Here is a 16727-nt window from a genome sequence, read left to right as displayed (position 1 = left end):
GAGAGGTTTCATCATGGGTGGATTGAGCATTTGGCACTGGCTGATCGTGCTGCTGATCGTCGCGCTGGTTTTCGGTACGAAGAAGCTGCGCAATATCGGCAACGATCTCGGCAGCGCCGTGAAGGGTTTCAAGGACGGCATGAAGGACGGTGAAGCACCGGCTGACGCGCAGCAACTGCCGCGCTCGGGCTCGGTCGACGTCAACGCGAAGGAAACGACGCGTTCCGATTCGAACAAGGCGTAACGCCGGCACGCTGACAGGCATTCGCGATGCTGGATCTCGGTCTTTCGAAGATGGCGCTGATCGGCGTCGTCGCGCTCGTGGTGCTCGGCCCCGAGCGCCTGCCGCGCGTCGCGCGTACGGCAGGCGCATTGTTCGGCCGCGCGCAGCGGTACATCAACGACGTGAAGGCCGAGGTCTCGCGCGAAATCGAACTCGACGCGCTGCGGACGATGAAGACCGATTTCGAATCGGCCGCGCGCAATGTCGAGACGACGATTCACGACAACCTGCGCGAGCAGGAAAAGGAACTGAACGACACGTGGCATTCCGCGGTTGGCGGCCTTGACGAAGCGTCGGGCAGCACCGGGTCCCATGATTCCGACACGCCCGCGGCGCCGTCGTGGCGAGGCAGTACGGCCGCGCTCGCGCCCAAGCGCCGCAACTGGCGCGTCAAGCAGGCGGCTGCGCCTGTCTGGTACAAGCGCGCGACCACCCGCCGCACTCATGTGCAGTCGGGCGCCGCGCGCGTCGCGCGCCACCAGCCGGCCAGCCTGCGCCGGCCGACGCGCTTCTTCTGAGCCGAGCGCATGCTCGCTCGTCAATCCTACCGAGGGCCGGTGTGAGCGACCCCCAGCAGAACCCGGGCGACGCCCCGGAAGAAACTTTCATTTCCCATCTCGTCGAGCTTCGCGATCGCATCATTCGCGCGGGGGCGGCCGTGATCGTCGTGTTCCTCGGGCTCGTCTACTGGGCGCCCGACATCTTCCGGCTGCTTGCGCGGCCGCTGATGGAGAACCTGCCGAAAGACGGCAAGATGATCGTCACCGACGTCACCGGTTCGTTCTTCGTGCCGATGAAGGTCACGATGCTCGTCGCACTGGTGATCGCGCTGCCGATCGTGCTGTACCAGATCTGGGCGTTCGTCGCGCCGGGGCTGTACCAGCATGAGAAAAAGCTCGTCGCGCCGCTCGTCGGCAGCAGCTACTTCCTGTTCCTGTGCGGGATGGCATTCGCGTACTTCCTCGTGTTCCCGACGATCTTCCGCGTGATGGCGCACTACAACGCGCCGCTCGGGGCGGAAATGACCACCGACATCGACAACTACCTGAGCTTCGTGCTCGGGATGTTCATCGCGTTCGGGGTCACGTTCGAGGTGCCGATCGTCGTCGTGCTGCTCGTCCGGATGGGCGTGCTGTCGCTGAAGAAGCTCAAGGAGATGCGGCCGTACGTGATCGTCGGCGCGTTCATCGTCGCGGCGGTCGTCACGCCGCCGGACGTATTCTCGCAACTGATGCTCGCGTTGCCGCTCATCGTGCTGTTCGAGATCGGGCTGCTGGCCGCGCGGTTCTTCGTGCCGAAGAAGCCGGCCGAGGAAGGCGAGGCGGGGAACGGCGAAGCCGCCAGCTGATGGCGGCGCGCCGGGCAATGCACGGCAGGCGGATTTCCGGCCAGGCCTGAGCGGCCGGGTGGCATGGCTGACCGGAGCGCGTGCGGCGAGGCCAGCGTCCCGGCAACGAAGGTCGTTCGATGCAAAGCAAAAGGGCAGCCAGGAGGCTGCCCTTTTGCGTTTCCGGCGGAGTTCGGCACGCGGCTGTGTGCCGCCCGCCCGACGTCATTCGGTATCGCTGTCCTGCTCGTCGAGCGTCTGCTTCGGCGGCGGCGGGCGCTTGCCGATCACGACGTTCATGTCGAACTCCTTGCCCTTGCGGACGACGTGCACCTTGGTCGGCGTGCCCGGCTTGATCTGCGCGACCGTGTTCAACAGCTTCGTCGTGTCGGTGATGTCCTCGCCGTTGACCGAGACCAGGATATCGCCCGGCTTGATGCCGGCCTTGTCGGCCGGGCCGCCCTGCAGCACGCCGGCGACGATCGCGCCCGATTTCTGCTGAAGCCCGAACGATTCGGCGATCTCCGGCGTGACGTCCTGCGGCTCGACGCCGATCCAGCCGCGCGTGACCGAGCCCGTCGTGATGATGCTTTCGAGCACCGTGCGCGCGGTCGACACGGGAATTGCGAAACCGATGCCGAGCGAGCCGCCCGAGCGCGAGTAGATCGCGGTGTTGATGCCGAGCAGGTTGCCGTTCACGTCGACCAGTGCGCCGCCCGAGTTGCCGGGGTTGATCGGCGCGTCGGTCTGGATGAAGTTCTCGAACGTGTTGATGCCGAGGTGGTTGCGGCCCAGTGCGCTGATGATCCCCATCGTGACGGTCTGGCCGACGCCGAACGGGTTGCCGATCGCGAGCACGACGTCGCCGACCCGCGACTGGTCGGAGCGGCCGAGCGTGATCGTCGGCAGGTTCGTCATGTTGATCTTCAGCACGGCGAGGTCGGTTTCGGGATCGCTGCCGATCACCTTCGCGGTGGCCGTGCGCCCGTCGGCGAGCGCGACCTCGATCTGGTCGGCGCCATCCACGACGTGCTGGTTCGTTAGAATGTAACCTTCAGGGCTCACGATAACGCCCGAGCCGAGGTTGGCGGCAGGTTCGTCCTGCTGCTTGCGGGCGTTGCGGTCGCCGAAGAAGTAGCGGAACAGCGGATCTTTCGCGCGCGGATCGGGCGGCAGCGAGCCGTCCTTGCTGGAGAAGACGTTGACGACGGCCGGCATCGCCTTCTGCGCGGCTTCCGCGTACGACGTGGTCGCCGGCGCGCCGCCGATGCCCGGCGCGACTTCCCGCAACGCAACGATCGGCGTGGCGAGCTGCTTGCCGAGCTGTCCTTGCCGTTGCAGCCATTGCGGCTTGAGCGTCACGACGATGAACATCAGCGCGAGCAGCACGGTAACCGCCTGCGCGAAGAACAGCCAGAAGCGTCTAAGCATCTGAATGGATTAGAGGTTTATATGGATCGGATCGAACTTGAATTGTACTTGAACAATACCCTTGAAACCGCGCGCTTCAAGGACTATTGCCCGAACGGCCTGCAGGTCGAGGGGCGTCGCAAGATCGAGAAGATCGCCACCGGCGTGACGGCGTCGGTCGCGTTTCTTGAAGCCGCGCTCGAATGGGGTGCGGATGCCGTGCTCGTCCACCACGGCTATTTCTGGCGCAACGAGCCGCCGCAGATCACGGGCCGCAAGTATCAGCGCCTGAAGCTGCTGCTCGCGAACGACCTGAACCTGTTCGCGTTCCACCTGCCGCTCGACGCGCATTCCGAATTCGGCAACAACGCGCAGCTCGGCGAGCGGCTCGGGCTGATCGGCGAGCAGCGTTTCGGCGAAGGCGAGCTCGGCTGGATGGCCACGCTGCCGATGCCCGTCTCGCTCGAGCACTTCGTCGCGAAGGTCGAGCGCACGCTCGGCCGCACGCCGCTCGTGCTCGGCGATCCGGACATGCAGCTGCGGCGCATCGCGTGGTGCACGGGCGCCGCGCAGAGCTATTTCGACGCGGCGATCGATGCCGGCGCGGACGTGTTCCTGACCGGCGAGGTGTCCGAACACGTGACGCACACGGCCGCGGAGAGCGGCGTCGCGTTCGTTGCGGCAGGGCACCATGCGACCGAACGCTACGGAATCCAGGCACTCGGCACCCACTTGTCCGAAGAATTCGGTATCGAACACCTTTTTATCGATATTCATAACCCGGTCTGAGTGCCGGATTTGCGGCAGCGCATCGAAATTTCTCAATGTAGCGGATGCTTAATAGTGAAATGATTTAATCGCTCCGATAGTGGGGGAAAACCCTTAACTATCAATCACTTCGAAGGGATTTTCATCTCCGGGCCTTGTAAATGGCGACTCCATTCGAGCAAACTAGCGGCGGAATGGAAAGTCGTGACGGAAAATCCAACTCAGAAGTGGGGCGTGTGATGCGAGACAAGGAAGAGAAACGCGTCGACAGCGGCCGCCGTACCTGGCTGATTGCGACATCCGTAGCAGGTGGCGTGGGAGGCGTAGCCACCGTCATACCTTTCGCGGCGTCGCTTGCGCCGTCCGCGAAAGCGAAAGCGGCCGGAGCACCGGTCGAGGTCGACATCAGCGGGCTGAAGCCCGGTGAAATGGTGACCGTGCCGTGGCGCGGCAAGCCGGTGTGGATCCTGAACCGCACCGACTCGATGCTTGCCGACGTGGTCAAGGCCGACAAGGAAGTGGCCGATCCGACCACCGAAAAGCCCTATACGATGCCGTTGCCCGCGTATTGTGCGAACGAATATCGCTCGCGGGCCGATCGCAAGAACATTCTCGTCGTGATGGCCGTGTGTACGCACCTCGGCTGCACGCCAAGCCAGCGCTTCACGCCGGGTCCGCAGCCGAACCTGCCGGACGACTGGCCGGGCGGTTTCCTCTGCCCGTGCCACGGTTCGACCTACGACCTCGCCGGCCGTGTGTTCAAGAACAAGCCGGCGCCTCAGAATCTCGACATCCCGCCCTACATGTTCACGTCGGCGACGACCCTCGTGATCGGCAAGGACGAGAAAGGAGAAGCGTGATGGCCGACAACAAGGAAGTCTCCACGACAGGTCTCACCGGCTGGATCGATCAGCGCTTCCCGCTCACGTCCACCTGGAAAAAGCACGTTTCCGAGTACTACGCGCCGAAGAACTTCAACTTCTGGTACTTCTTCGGTTCCCTCGCGCTGCTGGTGCTCGTCAACCAGATCGTCACCGGCATCTTCCTGACGATGAACTACAAGCCCGACTCGACGCTCGCGTTTGCGTCGGTCGAGTACATCATGCGCGAGGTGCCGTGGGGCTGGCTGATCCGCTACATGCACTCCACGGGCGCGTCGATGTTCTTCGTGGTCGTCTACCTGCACATGTTCCGCGGGCTGCTTTACGGGTCGTACCGCAAGCCGCGCGAGCTCGTGTGGATCTTCGGCTGCGCGATCTTCCTGTGCCTGATGGCCGAGGCGTTCTTCGGTTACCTGCTGCCGTGGGGCCAGATGTCCTTCTGGGGCGCGCAGGTGATCGTGAACCTGTTCTCGGCGATCCCGTTCGTCGGCCCCGACCTGTCGCTGTGGATTCGCGGCGACTACGTCGTGTCGGACGTCACGCTGAACCGCTTCTTCGCGTTCCACGTGATCGCGATCCCGCTCGTGCTGGTCGGCCTCGTCGTCGCTCACCTGGTTGCGCTGCACGAAGTCGGGTCGAACAACCCGGACGGCATCGAGATCAAGGCGAAGAAGGACGAGAACGGCGTTCCGCTCGACGGCATCCCGTTCCACCCGTACTACTCGGTGCACGATTTCCTCGGCGTGTGCGTGTTCCTGATGGTGTTCGCACTGATCGTGTTCTTCTCGCCCGAGATGGGCGGCTACTTCCTCGAGGCGAACAACTTCGTCCCGGCGAACCCGTTGCAGACGCCGCCCGAGATCGCGCCGGTCTGGTACTTCACCGCGTTCTACGCGATGCTGCGCGCGACCACCGACCCGTTCAAGATCGTCCTGATGATCGTCATCGCGCTGCTCGGCGTGCTCGCGCTGATCCGCGCGCGCGGCAAGTGGAAGGCCGGGTTGCCGGTGCTGGCCGCGGCGATCGTCGTCTTCATGTACCTGACGGAGTCGAAGTTCTGGGGCGTCGTCGTGATGGGTTCGGCGGTGATCACGCTGTTCTTCCTGCCGTGGCTCGACCGCAGCCCGGTGAAGTCGATCCGCTACCGGCCGTTGTTCCACAAGGTGTTCCTCGGGATCTTCGTCGCGGCGTTCCTGACCCTCGCGTTCCTCGGCACGCGGCCACCATCGCCGGCGGCCACGCTGATCGCGCAGTGTTGCGCGCTGATCTACTTCGCGTTCTTCCTCGGCATGCCCGTCTGGACGCCGCTTGGCACGTTCAAGCAGCCGCCGGAGCGGGTGCGCTTCAAGCCCCATTAACGTGAGCGAGGAGAGAACGACATGAAGAAACTGCTTTCGACACTCGCGCTGATCGGGGCGACCGCGTGTGCGCTGCTGGTGGCGCCGGCGGTGCGGGCGGAAGGTAATTTTCCGCTCGACCGGGCGCCCGATAACACGGAAAATCTCGTTTCGCTTCAGCACGGCGCGCAATTGTTTGTAAACTATTGCCTGAACTGCCACAGCGCGAACCTGATGCGCTACAACCGTCTGACGGATCTGGGCATATCCCAGAAGGAGATCGAAAAGAATCTCCTGTTCACGACCGACAAGGTCGGCAACACGATGTCCGTCGCGATGCGGCCTGAAGACGCGAAGAACTGGCTCGGCACCTCGCCGCCCGACCTGTCGGTCGAGGAGCGCGCGCGCGGCCGCGACTGGCTGTATACGTATCTGCGCAGCTTCTACCGTGACGATACGCGGCCGACCGGCTGGAACAACGCGGTGTTCGAGAACGTCGGCATGCCCCATGTATTGTGGCAACTGCAGGGGCAGCGCACCGCCAAATTCGAAGACAAGACGGACGAGGAGACGGGCGAGAAGGTCCATACGCTCGTCGGCTTCCAGCAGGTCACGCCGGGGACACTGTCCGCGGTGGATTATGATGCTGCGGTTGCCGATCTGGTGGCGTACATGACCTGGATGTCCGAGCCGGCTCAGCAGACCCGCAAACGCCTCGGCGTGTGGGTGCTGATCTTTCTCGGTGTCCTGACTTTCCTGGCCTGGCGGCTCAATGCCGCGTACTGGAAAGATATCAAGTAATCACGCCTGACCGGCGTGGGGCCGGCGCAAGGTGGAACCCCGGAAGGAGGTTCGCCGCGTGCCGGCCCTCGGCTTTTTTGAGGAAACGCAAACATGATGGTTCTGTATTCCGGCACAACTTGCCCGTTCTCCCAGCGTTGCCGGCTGGTGCTGTTCGAGAAGGGCATGGACTTCGAAATCCGTGACGTCGACCTGTTCAACAAGCCGGAAGACATTTCGGTGATGAACCCGTACGGTCAGGTGCCGATCCTGGTCGAGCGCGACCTGATTCTGTACGAATCGAACATCATCAACGAGTACATCGACGAGCGCTTCCCGCACCCGCAACTGATGCCGGCCGACCCCGTGCAGCGCGCACGTGCACGCCTGTTCCTGCTCAACTTCGAGAAGGAGCTGTTCGTCCACGTCAGCACGCTCGAGAACGAGAAGGGCAAGGCAGCGGAGAAGAATCACGAGAAGGCACGCCTCGCGATCCGCGATCGCCTGACGCAGCTCGCGCCGATCTTCGTGAAGAACAAGTACATGCTCGGCGAAGAGTTCTCGATGCTGGATGTCGCGATCGCGCCGCTGCTGTGGCGTCTGGATCACTACGGCATCGAGCTGTCGAAGAACGCCGCGCCGCTGATGAAGTACGCCGAGCGGATCTTCAGCCGTCCGGCCTATATCGAAGCACTGACGCCGTCCGAAAAGGTCATGCGTCGTTGATGATGCAATGAAGGCAAGACGGGGAGGGCGGCGCGGCGTGCCGCGCGCCCGCTCCGGGTTCGAGGATTGTGATGCAAGAGATTTCAACGAAGCCTTATCTGCTGCGCGCGCTGTACGAGTGGTGCACCGATAACGGTTACACACCGCATATCGCGGTGAGGGTCGACAACTCGACGCGCGTGCCGCGTCAGTTCGTGCGTGACGGCGAGATCGTGCTCAACATCAGCTTCGAGGCGACGAGCCAGTTGCAGATGGGCAACGAGTGGATCGAGTTCACGGCCCGGTTCTCCGGGAAGGCGCACAAGATCGAGATTCCGGTTGCCAACGTGCTCGCAATCTATGCGCGCGAGAACGGGCAGGGGATGGCGTTCCAGGTCGATGCGGTTGCGGGTGAAGGCGAGGATTCGGGCGCGTTCGACGAAGAAGCCGCGCAGGCGGATGACGCGCAGCGCGACGAGTCGCCTGCTGTGTTGACGCCGGTTGCCGACCGCGGCGCGAACGAGGAACCCTCCGAAGGCGCCGACGAACCGCCGAAAACCGACGGTGATGGCGAAGGTTCGAAAGGTGGCAACAGACCTCGCCTCAAGATCGTGAAATGAGGTAGAATCTCGCGCTACGCCGGCTTAGCTCATCTGGTAGAGCAGTTGATTTGTAATCATCAGGTGGCGGGTTCGAGTCCTGCAGCCGGCACCATATCTGACAAGGGGTTACGCGATGTTTGCGTAGCCCCTTCGCGTTTCCAATTCCCCCTCGGCATTTCCAATCTGCATTGGCGAACAGGCTTGTTCAGCTACGTGATGTGTAGCCGTCGTTCTTATTCCAGCGCCACTTCAGGGTGAAAGTTGCGTAGGTAGCGCAGCTTGCCGCCGTTTAGTGCAGTGCAAGCAGGCAGTCGGGCGACGCCATGCCGTCGTCGTATTGTCGAGAAACCTCAAAGCGATGAGCCTGTAGATACGTCAGCAAGTCGCTCTTCGTCCAGTGCTGGATCGGGAGTAAATAGACGCGGCCATCGCCGTCAGTGGCCCCGATGTGAGTGGCGCCCGCTTGGCCTCGTATCACCAAGCGAAGTTGCCGGTCGCGGTTGCCTTGGCCATTGGTTTCCAGAAGTTCGCCAGGCAGCAGTCGTAGCGATTCAGGAGCCCGAACCGATCATCGGGTGGTTCAACCATTCGACCGAACCAAGTCGCGCGAATCGGGACGCAATCCGCCGGCCACGTATTGGTGGACGTTGCGCGCCACTGCGCGTTGCCGCCAACTTCAACGACCTCGCGCACCATCCGGAGAACGTCTTCGAATAGCTCTCGGGCTTTCGGATAGGCGTCGCCGCGGCTCGACCACATGACCGTCAATCGATCCCAGTATCGACGCAGCAGATACTGGCAAGCGAGCGAATCTTTGCCGCTGGAAATTGCAGGCAAAGCCGGTGCTCGTTCGCTCCATTTCGTCGCGCGCGGCGTTGGCCAGAAACTCCATTCGACTAACCGTGCTCACGGAGCCGGATACAAGGCGCTTCCGTCGCATTGTCTCGATGTCTGTTCCCAGTACTGCGAATGCTCTATATATCGAAACATGGAGAGTGCTGCGGCGGGACCGATGACCGGTGTGGTCACCGCGAGGGCGAGCGGAAAGATCGAACTTCAACAAATCATTCCGCCGCAGATCACATAGCCGATCGGTACATCCATGAAATCAGGGGCCAGATAGTGTCTTTTGTTTTGTCGGACTTTCTCCTACAGTAGCGGGGCCTCGGGCCTGCTGGCCCGCCGGGCAGAACCTGAGAAGGAATGAACAAAAAATGAGTTTCGCTCCGAATGGCGGTCCTCCGACCGGGCTCGGCGGCAGCCCGCTGGGCGCCTTGACGTCGATTGGCAGTGCATTGGGCGGCCTCGGCGGCTCGCTCGCTTCCAGTGTCGCCGGACAGCTTGGCCCGCTCGCGGGGCTGGCCGGGCACGTCGACACCGTCCAGCGCGCGATGCAGCTCGCGCAGACCGGCTTCTCGCTGATGGACAAGACGCCCGGCGCGATCGCCGAGGCGATCAACGGCGCCGCCAACCCCGCGCGCCTGACCCAGCTCAACCGCTACGTGACGCTCGATACGCCGCTCGGCCCGGATGTGTTGCTGGTCAGCGCCGCCGTCGTTGACGAGCACGTGAACCGGTTGCCGGAGATCCACCTCGACCTGCTGTCCCATCGCCACGACCTTCGCCCGGAAGACCTGATCGGCCAGCAGGTCAAGATCCGGTTCGACCAGCAGGCGCGCCTGTCGACGCTTGAGCGCGTCGTCGCATCGGGTACCGGCGACAACGATCGTTACTTCGACGGCTACGTGGCGTCGTTCGACCGCGCGGGCAACCCCGGGAACGTCACGCAGTATCACCTGACGGCGGTGCCGTGGTTCTGGTTCCTGACGCGCTCGACCGACTGCCGGATCTTCCAGAACAAGACCGCGCAGGACATCCTCACCGAGATCTTCCAGGAGCACGGGTTTTCCGACTTCGTGTTCGATATCCGGACGAGCCAGAAGCCGCTCGAGTATGTCGTGATGTACCAGGAGAGCTACTACAACTTCTGCGCGCGGCTGATGGAGCAGGAGGGGCTCGTCTGGACGCACCGCTACGAGAAGGACAAGCACATCCTGGTGATCGGCGATTCGAACCTGCTGTTCCGCCCGATCGACGGGCTCGCCACGGTGCCGTTCGCGGCCACCGAGGCGAGTGAGGACAGCGGGATCGATCAGTTGCACGAAGGCCGGCGCTTCGGCGTCGGCAAGGTCACGTTCCGCGACTTCAACCACCAGAACCCGTCGTCGCCGCTGATGCTGGTGGAAGCCGGGCCGCAGAACCTCAAGCATGCGCGGCTCGACGCGACCGAGCGGTTCGAGCACCAGTCGCTGTACGACCACGGCGACGACGGCAACCGCTACGCCCGTTTTGCGATGGAGGCCGAGGAGGCGCAGGCCCACCGTTATACCGGCGGCGGCTACGCGTGGCGCATGACCACGGCGGGCGCGGTCACCGTGGCGAATCATCCGGTGCTCGAGAACAACCAGGAATACGTGATCCTGCACGTGCGTCACGAGGCGGTGAACGACTACACGCAGCACAGCGCGAAGCTGCCGTACCGCAACAGCTTTGCGCTGCTGCCGAAGAAGGTGCCGTATCGCGCGCCGCGCAGCACGCCGAAGCCGGTGATTCACGGCACGCAGTCGGCGATCGTCGTCGGGCCGAAGGGCGAGGAAATCTATACCAACGGCAGCGCGGTGAAGGTGCATTTCCCGTGGGACCGGCGCGGCAAGAAGGACGGATCCGATTCGATGTGGGTGCGCGTGTCGCAACCGTGGGCCGGCGACGGCTGGGGTGCGGCCGCGATTCCGCGGATCAAGCAGGAAGTGCTCGTCGCGTTCAACCAGGGCGATCCGGACAACCCGGTGATCGTCGGCCGCGTGTTCAACGGCGAGCAAGGCAACCCGTATCACGGTGCGGCCGGCCAGACGATGGGGATCAAGAGCCAGACGCACAAGGGGCAGGGGTCGAATGAGTTGCTGATGAGCGACGTCAACGGTGCGCAGATGCTCTACATGCATGCGCAGAAGGATATGCATACCGTTGTCGAGGACGCGCAGTGGACTCAAGTTCTCAAAGGCGATCGGACCGTCGAGGTCGGGAAGGGCAACCATACGACGGCCATTGCGGTTGGCAACCTGTCAGACGTTGTCGTGCAGGGCAATACACTGCATCAGACTCCGCAGGGCGTGCATACGCTCGAAGCCAAAGAACTCTGGATCAAGATTGGCGGCGATGGAGGCACGCGAATCCACATGACAGCTGACTCGATCGACATCTACAAGGGCGATTCGGTGATTCACCTCGACGACAGCAACATCAATATCCAGGCATCCCGAACCGACATCAACCCGAAGAACGGCTAACACCCATCAGGAAAACAAAACATGTACCAGATGCATGAAGGCACGCTGGCGCTGCCGGCCGAGTGGCAGGACAAGACGATGAACGTGTTCGTGTCAGCCGCCAGCGGTACGGAAGGCGTCAGTTTCGTCATCACGCGCGAGCGGCTGCCGTGGGGCATGAAGTTCAATGAATATGTGGCGAGCGAGATTCGGAAGGTGGCAAAGCAGGTGCCGGACTATTCCGAGGTAGCAAACGAAGATGCCACGGTGTCTGGGCGCGCTGCGCACGTGCACGAGTTTACGTGGACGAACAATCAGGCAACGATTCATCAGCGGCTGACGATGGTGGAGTACGGACAGGTGGTGATGATGCTGACCTTCACAGCGCCCGGCACGCTGAGTGACACCCAGCGCAAGCAAATCGAGGCTGTCATTCAGAGCCTTCAGTTGCGCGACCCGATCTGAGGTCGCGATGTCGGACACGCCGAATTACAACGAGCCGAGCGGCACCGCGCAGGAGCGTCTCGATCAGATCGCCAAGCTGGAGGATGGTGAAGCCGCGAAAGCGGCCGAGCAGCCGTTCTATGAGCACCTCAACTACGGGATGCTGGGCGCCGACGCGGGCCTGACTGCGCTCGAGGGGACGGCTGCGGGGCTAAGTGCTGCAGGCACGGCGCTCGCGGGCGGCGCAACCGGCGGGGCCGCGTTGGGCGCCGGCGCGATTGCGGCAGGCACCGTGATGTTGCCGCTGGCGATTGCGGTCGGTGGGGCATGGGCGGCGGACAGGTTCGGCCTGACCGGTTGGCTTGCAGGGAAATTCACACAAGCGGGTGACGCCTTCGGTTTAACGATCGGCCGCGGCGATCCGCATCCCGCCTGCGTCGGCGATCGGATTGCGCATTCGTCGGGGTTTATGGGAATCCTCACCGGCATTGCCGTCGGGGTGGCGATCGGTGTTGCGGTGGCGGCCACTGTGGCGACAGGTGGACTCGTCGGCGGGCTGATCGTCGGGGCGTGCCTGGCGGGCGGCCTGACGCTCGGCGGTGCGCTTGCGTCGGCCAGCCAGAGCATCGGCAACAACTGTGGGGAGATCAAGACTGGATCGGACAATGTGTACTTCGAGGGCAAAAAGGTCGCGCGTGTCACAGATCTCGTGAAGTGTGATCACCATTCGAGCGCACCGCAGGCGCTCGTCGACGGCAGCAAAACCGTATTCGTCAATGGCCTGCCGCTGGTGCGGATCGGCCACGAGACTTACTGTAGCGGCAAAGTCAATTCGGGGCGCAACAGCATCTGGATCGACAAGACGACGGGCCACTATGGCCCGAAGAATCCGGAGTTGTCCGCGACTCAGGAATTCCTGGCAGGTTTGCTCGGGGGGATCGTAGGCGGTGGAGTAGGAAAATTTGCCGGCAAGGGGTTGCGCGATAGATTCAGACCGGAGCCGACACGATCCGCCGAACAGACGGGGATCAAGGACGAGAATCGTCCAATGTGCCAGGATCCGGTCGACCCGGTATCCGGTGAAATGTTAGAAATCCGAACGGATATCGCCATTCCCGGCATCCTGCCGCTTGAGCTAAAACGCCGCTATCGGACTCGATCGGACGATCACGGACTACTCGGGCACCGCTGGTCGGACAATTGGTCGCAGCACCTGACATTCGACGGTGACCGCTTCGTGAGATTTCACGACGGCGCCGGCCTTGCTCTCGGCTTTGATGCGCCGGACATGGCACTTGACGGTATCAACTTGCGCGAGCCGCGTTATCGGCTGGTCGGCAGCCGACTCGAACCGCGCATCTTCGACCGCGACACCCGGCAACTGCGCATTTTTTCACCACTCGTCGAAGGCCGTTCGTCGCGCCTCAGCCGGATCGAGGATCTCGACGGCAACGCGATCGTCTTTGCGTACGACACGGGCGGTCGGTTGAACCGCCTGAGCCATAGCCACGGCTATTGGCTGGAAGTCGCCTACCATGGGAGCGACCATCGGCCTGAACGGATCGTTCTACATGACGCCGACGGCGAGTTTCGGACACTCGTCGACTACGGCTATCAGGACGGCATGCTCACCCACGTGGCGAGCTTCCAGTTTGGCGAGTTCCACTACGCCTATGAAGAGCATGGCTGGATCACGCAGTGGCGGGATACGGACCAGACCTATGTCAGATATCAGTACGACACCGCCGGACGTGTCGTCGAGACCGGCACGCGGCAGGGCTATCACACTGGCCGGTTCATTTACGAAGCCGGCCGCACGCGTGTGATGGACGCCGACGGCGAGCGGATCTACGACTACAACGACGAAGGTCTCGTCACGGCCGAAACCGATCCGCTCGGCCAGTGCACTCACTCGGAATGGGAACTCGGCCGCCTGATGGCTCGGATCGATCCGCTTGGGCGGCGGACCGAGTACGACTATGACGATCTGGGCCAACTGATCGCTACGAGGGAAAGCTCCGGGCGCACGATCGGCTTCGAATACGACGGCGAGCAGCGCCTCACGGCGGTGAGTCAGCCCGACGGCGGCCGCATCAAGCTCGAGTACGATCATCTGCGCCGGTTGATTACACGCACTGAGCCGGACGGCGTCAATACAAACTATCGTTATGGTCCACGAGGCGAATTGCTGCGCGTGGTTCAGGGCAATCGCGAGACGCGTCTGGACTATGACGATCGGTTGCGATTGACCGACATCGTGTTGCCCGGCGGAGCGCACTTCCGGCGCGAGGTCGACGTATTAGGGCGGGTGTTGGCGGAAACGTCGCCCGACGGGCATATGACCCGTTTCGACTATGCTGACGGCCCGGACAACCCGCGTGGTCTACCGCGCGCGATCATGCTCCCGGATGGCTCGTTGTCGCGCGTGAAATACAACGGCGAGAGCTTGCCCGTCGAGTTGACCGATCCGCTCGGCCGCACGATCCAACGAACCTACGGTCCATTCGACTTACTTACGAAATCGATCGATGCCGCCGGCCACGCGACACATTTCGAGTACGACCATGCAACCCGGCTGACAAAGGTCATCAATGCGCTGGGCGAGACCTACACGTACCGTTACGATGCAGCCGGGCGTCTCTCGGCCGAGATCGACTGGGGCGGTCGAGCGACACGATACGAGCGCGATGCCGGCGGTCGTCTGCTGGCGAAGACGTTGCCCGACGGGGAACAGTGGCGCTATTCGTACGATGTGAACGACCGGCTCGCCGAGGTTGATGCTGGCGACGTCAAGCTTGTCTATCGCTACGATACGGGTGGAAGACTGGCATCTGCGGAGGTGCAAGGCGAGCATGCTCACGTGACGCACTTTGCTTATGACCGGAATGGTCGGCTGATCGGTGAAGATCAGCATGGCGAACTGTTGCGTCATGTCTACGATGCCGATGGACAACGCTGCTTGCGGATGACGCCGCGGCGCGAGACGGCGTATGCGTACGATCTCTCGGGCGCGCTGACACAGGTCGGCGAACTGACGATCCAGCGCGATGGCCTGGGACGCGAGATCGGCCGGCAGGCTGGAGATTATGTCGCACAGCAACAGTACGATGCGCTCGGCCGCATTCGCCGGCAGATTGCGGGGCCTGCCGTAGCGTTCGAAACGTTGCAAACCGACCCGGCACGTGCGCTCGATCAACTGACACGGCAGGTTTATCACTACGACACGGCTGGACGGCTTGAGCGGGTCGACACCGATACCGATACGCTTACGTACGGGCGCGATACGCGCGGCCAGATTGTCACGGCCGGAAGTCTGCTGCAGCCCGCCGAGCATTTCCGCTATGACGCGGCGATGAATATCGCCGCGCACGGGCAGCAGGCTCCCGTGGATACTCATCACTACGCCCGGGGTGGCCTGCCGGAGCGGATCGGCTATGCGCGGTACCGGTACGACGCACGTGGCCGCACGATCGAGAAGACGATCGAACAGCCCGGTTTTCGGCCGAAGACGTGGCAATACACATGGGATGGTCTTAACCGTCTCGTAAAGGTAGTGACGCCCGAACGTGGTGTTTGGGGGTATCGCTACGATGCGTTTAATCGCCGCGTCGCGAAGCAGCAGGTCGGCGGCAGCGAAACGGTGAGGTTCTTGTGGGATGGGCAGACGCTTGCCGAGCGCTGGGTTGAGCAGCGGGACGGCACGACAGGGCAGGTGGTGACGTGGCATATCGAGCCGGGTAGTTTCTCGCCGCTTGCGCAGGAGGCTGACGACGGCCTCCATCCGATCCTGACGGACCAGGTCGGCTTGCCGAAGGCAGTGTTCGATAAACACGGCAAGCCGGTATGGAGAGCCGCGTACTCCCTTTGGGGGAAACTGCTGCCGGCGAGGCGCGCTGCGAATGACGGGCACAGCGTGGCGATCGACACGACACTGCGCTTTCCCGGCCAGTGGGCCGACGATGAGACCGGGCTGAACTACAATCTGAACCGTTATTACGATCCGGATTCGGGGCAATATCTCTCGGTCGATCCCATCAGACTCGAGGGCGGCATTCGAACACAGGGTTATGTCCATGACCCATCGGAATATTTCGATCCACTTGGCCTTGCTGTTTGTCCGCTCCGATACGAGCGCTACAAAATGTATCGCGATGCAGGCTTTTCGGCCCAAGACGCCGCGAAAATGTCGAAAGGCATGCAGGAGGGTTACTTTGCTTCGCTTATGGGTGCACGAGGTCCGAAGTATTATGACAATCCCAACGCGACGCTCGGTGCCCCCGGGTACCAGATGTGGCTTGCTCCCGCGGAAGACTATGCTGGCGTGACCAACAGGGCAGCAGCGGTAACGGCGACGGGTAAGGCTCCCAGCGTTGTTCAGTCTTATCGGACGGGTGAACCGATATACGGAATCGCTGTTCCAAAAGATGCGGTCTCTGTACGTCTCCCCGCAGCAACGGATGGGGGCGCTAACGAACATTGGCGACCAGGCGGATTTACCGGTGTTCAGAATTCGAAGACGGGGGAATGGACGAGCAGTAACGTTAGAGAGGTTATTACCGATGGTGGTAAGCCAATGCCGGAAGGCTCGGTATTTTTTGAGATGAATCCAGATGGAAGCTGGACCCCGATCAGGAGATTTTGATGTCGTGTGAAAAGTGTCGAAGCTTTAGCGGAACGAGTTCCAACTATGAGTATCTGGGTATAAATATTTCCAGGCATGCGGAGTTGTACCGGTGCAAGAATTGTGGCCAACTTCTAGAGATTGTTGCGGAAGCGAGAGCGCCATATTTTCTTACGCTTGAGCAGGCCAAAGAGCACTTTCCGGATGCCCGAAAAGATCTCGAAAATCTCGCACCATGAATGT

The 16727-nt window shown here is 62.3% G+C and carries 14 protein-coding genes and 1 tRNA gene; 13 read left to right on the top strand and 2 right to left on the bottom strand.

Features of this window, described 5'->3' with window-relative positions; translation table 11 throughout:
- Window positions 1–13 precede the first annotated feature (13 nt).
- From tatA to tatC, 3 genes are read left to right on the top strand one after another with little or no spacing between them, the layout of a single operon-like run.
- Window positions 14–244 carry a Sec-independent protein translocase subunit TatA gene (gene tatA / locus L810_RS29175; RefSeq protein WP_021161850.1) on the top strand — a complete coding sequence of 77 codons (231 nt, stop codon included), beginning with the start codon at window positions 14–16 and terminating at the stop codon, window positions 242–244.
- Between the two features lie 26 nt (window positions 245–270).
- A complete protein-coding gene (gene tatB / locus L810_RS29170; protein ID WP_021161849.1) occupies window positions 271–801 on the top strand; it encodes a Sec-independent protein translocase protein TatB in 531 nt (176 codons plus the stop codon).
- Window positions 802–842: 41 nt separating this feature from the next.
- Window positions 843–1631, top strand: a complete 789-nt coding sequence (gene tatC / locus L810_RS29165; RefSeq protein ID WP_021161848.1) for a twin-arginine translocase subunit TatC — start codon at window positions 843–845, stop codon at window positions 1629–1631.
- 204 nt (window positions 1632–1835) lie between these two features.
- On the opposite strand, the gene L810_RS29160 is transcribed toward tatC, so the two are convergent.
- Window positions 1836–3041 (bottom strand): Do family serine endopeptidase, encoded by a 1206-nt coding sequence (locus tag L810_RS29160; RefSeq protein ID WP_021161847.1) that lies wholly within the window; start codon window positions 3039–3041, stop codon window positions 1836–1838.
- A 21-nt stretch (window positions 3042–3062) separates the two neighbouring features.
- Between L810_RS29160 and L810_RS29155 the strand changes: the two genes are divergently transcribed.
- From L810_RS29155 to L810_RS29125, 7 genes are all read left to right on the top strand, one after another.
- On the top strand, window positions 3063–3809 hold the full coding sequence (locus L810_RS29155) for a Nif3-like dinuclear metal center hexameric protein (RefSeq protein ID WP_021161846.1): 747 nt from the start codon (window positions 3063–3065) through the stop codon (window positions 3807–3809).
- 218 nt (window positions 3810–4027) lie between these two features.
- Window positions 4028–4648: a ubiquinol-cytochrome c reductase iron-sulfur subunit gene (gene petA, locus L810_RS29150; RefSeq protein WP_021161845.1), complete on the top strand. Its 621-nt coding sequence runs from the start codon at window positions 4028–4030 to the stop codon at window positions 4646–4648.
- A complete protein-coding gene (locus tag L810_RS29145) occupies window positions 4645–6027 on the top strand; it encodes a cytochrome b (protein ID WP_124589816.1) in 1383 nt (460 codons plus the stop codon). The genes petA and L810_RS29145 overlap by 4 nt, the downstream gene beginning before the upstream one ends.
- A gap of 21 nt (window positions 6028–6048) precedes the next feature.
- The gene (locus tag L810_RS29140) at window positions 6049–6807 is read left to right on the top strand and encodes a cytochrome c1 (protein WP_021161843.1); all 759 of its coding nucleotides are present in this window, start codon (window positions 6049–6051) and stop codon (window positions 6805–6807) included.
- Between the two features lie 93 nt (window positions 6808–6900).
- A complete protein-coding gene (locus tag L810_RS29135; RefSeq protein ID WP_006400565.1) occupies window positions 6901–7512 on the top strand; it encodes a glutathione S-transferase N-terminal domain-containing protein in 612 nt (203 codons plus the stop codon).
- A gap of 71 nt (window positions 7513–7583) precedes the next feature.
- Window positions 7584–8111: a ClpXP protease specificity-enhancing factor gene (locus L810_RS29130; protein WP_021161842.1), complete on the top strand. Its 528-nt coding sequence runs from the start codon at window positions 7584–7586 to the stop codon at window positions 8109–8111.
- Between the two features lie 18 nt (window positions 8112–8129).
- Window positions 8130–8205: transfer RNA gene (locus L810_RS29125), tRNA-Thr, on the top strand.
- A gap of 362 nt (window positions 8206–8567) precedes the next feature.
- Here L810_RS29125 and L810_RS48540 read toward each other — a convergent pair.
- Complete coding sequence (locus L810_RS48540) at window positions 8568–8930, bottom strand: hypothetical protein (protein ID WP_021161841.1); 363 nt, start codon at window positions 8928–8930, stop codon at window positions 8568–8570.
- Window positions 8931–9307: 377 nt separating this feature from the next.
- On the opposite strand from L810_RS48540, the gene L810_RS29115 reads away from it, so the two are divergent.
- From L810_RS29115 to L810_RS29105, 3 genes are read left to right on the top strand one after another with little or no spacing between them, the layout of a single operon-like run.
- Complete coding sequence (locus tag L810_RS29115; protein WP_021161839.1) at window positions 9308–11440, top strand: type VI secretion system Vgr family protein; 2133 nt, start codon at window positions 9308–9310, stop codon at window positions 11438–11440.
- Window positions 11441–11461: 21 nt separating this feature from the next.
- Entirely contained in the window at window positions 11462–11884 is a 423-nt protein-coding gene (locus L810_RS29110) for a DcrB-related protein (protein WP_021161838.1), read from the top strand.
- A 7-nt stretch (window positions 11885–11891) separates the two neighbouring features.
- Entirely contained in the window at window positions 11892–16505 is a 4614-nt protein-coding gene (locus L810_RS29105) for a DUF6531 domain-containing protein (protein WP_021161837.1), read from the top strand.
- Window positions 16506–16727: the final 222 nt, after the last annotated feature.

This window comes from Burkholderia sp. AU4i, from assembly GCF_000466765.1.
GTDB lineage: Bacteria > Pseudomonadota > Gammaproteobacteria > Burkholderiales > Burkholderiaceae > Burkholderia > Burkholderia cepacia.
This window is presented reverse-complemented; position numbering and strand designations above follow the sequence as displayed.

Excerpts from the sequence above, each read along its gene's own strand:
- tatA (WP_021161850.1), top strand. The coding sequence starts at position 14 with ATGGGTGGATTGAGCATTTGGCACTGGCTGATCGTGCTGCTGATCGTC.
- tatB (WP_021161849.1), top strand. The coding sequence starts at position 271 with ATGCTGGATCTCGGTCTTTCGAAGATGGCGCTGATCGGCGTCGTCGCG.
- L810_RS29160 (WP_021161847.1), bottom strand. The coding sequence starts at position 3,041 with ATGCTTAGACGCTTCTGGCTGTTCTTCGCGCAGGCGGTTACCGTGCTG.
- L810_RS29155 (WP_021161846.1), top strand. The coding sequence starts at position 3,063 with ATGGATCGGATCGAACTTGAATTGTACTTGAACAATACCCTTGAAACC.
- petA (WP_021161845.1), top strand. The coding sequence starts at position 4,028 with ATGCGAGACAAGGAAGAGAAACGCGTCGACAGCGGCCGCCGTACCTGG.
- L810_RS29140 (WP_021161843.1), top strand. The coding sequence starts at position 6,049 with ATGAAGAAACTGCTTTCGACACTCGCGCTGATCGGGGCGACCGCGTGT.
- L810_RS29135 (WP_006400565.1), top strand. The coding sequence starts at position 6,901 with ATGATGGTTCTGTATTCCGGCACAACTTGCCCGTTCTCCCAGCGTTGC.
- L810_RS29130 (WP_021161842.1), top strand. The coding sequence starts at position 7,584 with ATGCAAGAGATTTCAACGAAGCCTTATCTGCTGCGCGCGCTGTACGAG.
- L810_RS29115 (WP_021161839.1), top strand. The coding sequence starts at position 9,308 with ATGAGTTTCGCTCCGAATGGCGGTCCTCCGACCGGGCTCGGCGGCAGC.
- L810_RS29110 (WP_021161838.1), top strand. The coding sequence starts at position 11,462 with ATGTACCAGATGCATGAAGGCACGCTGGCGCTGCCGGCCGAGTGGCAG.
- L810_RS29105 (WP_021161837.1), top strand. The coding sequence starts at position 11,892 with ATGTCGGACACGCCGAATTACAACGAGCCGAGCGGCACCGCGCAGGAG.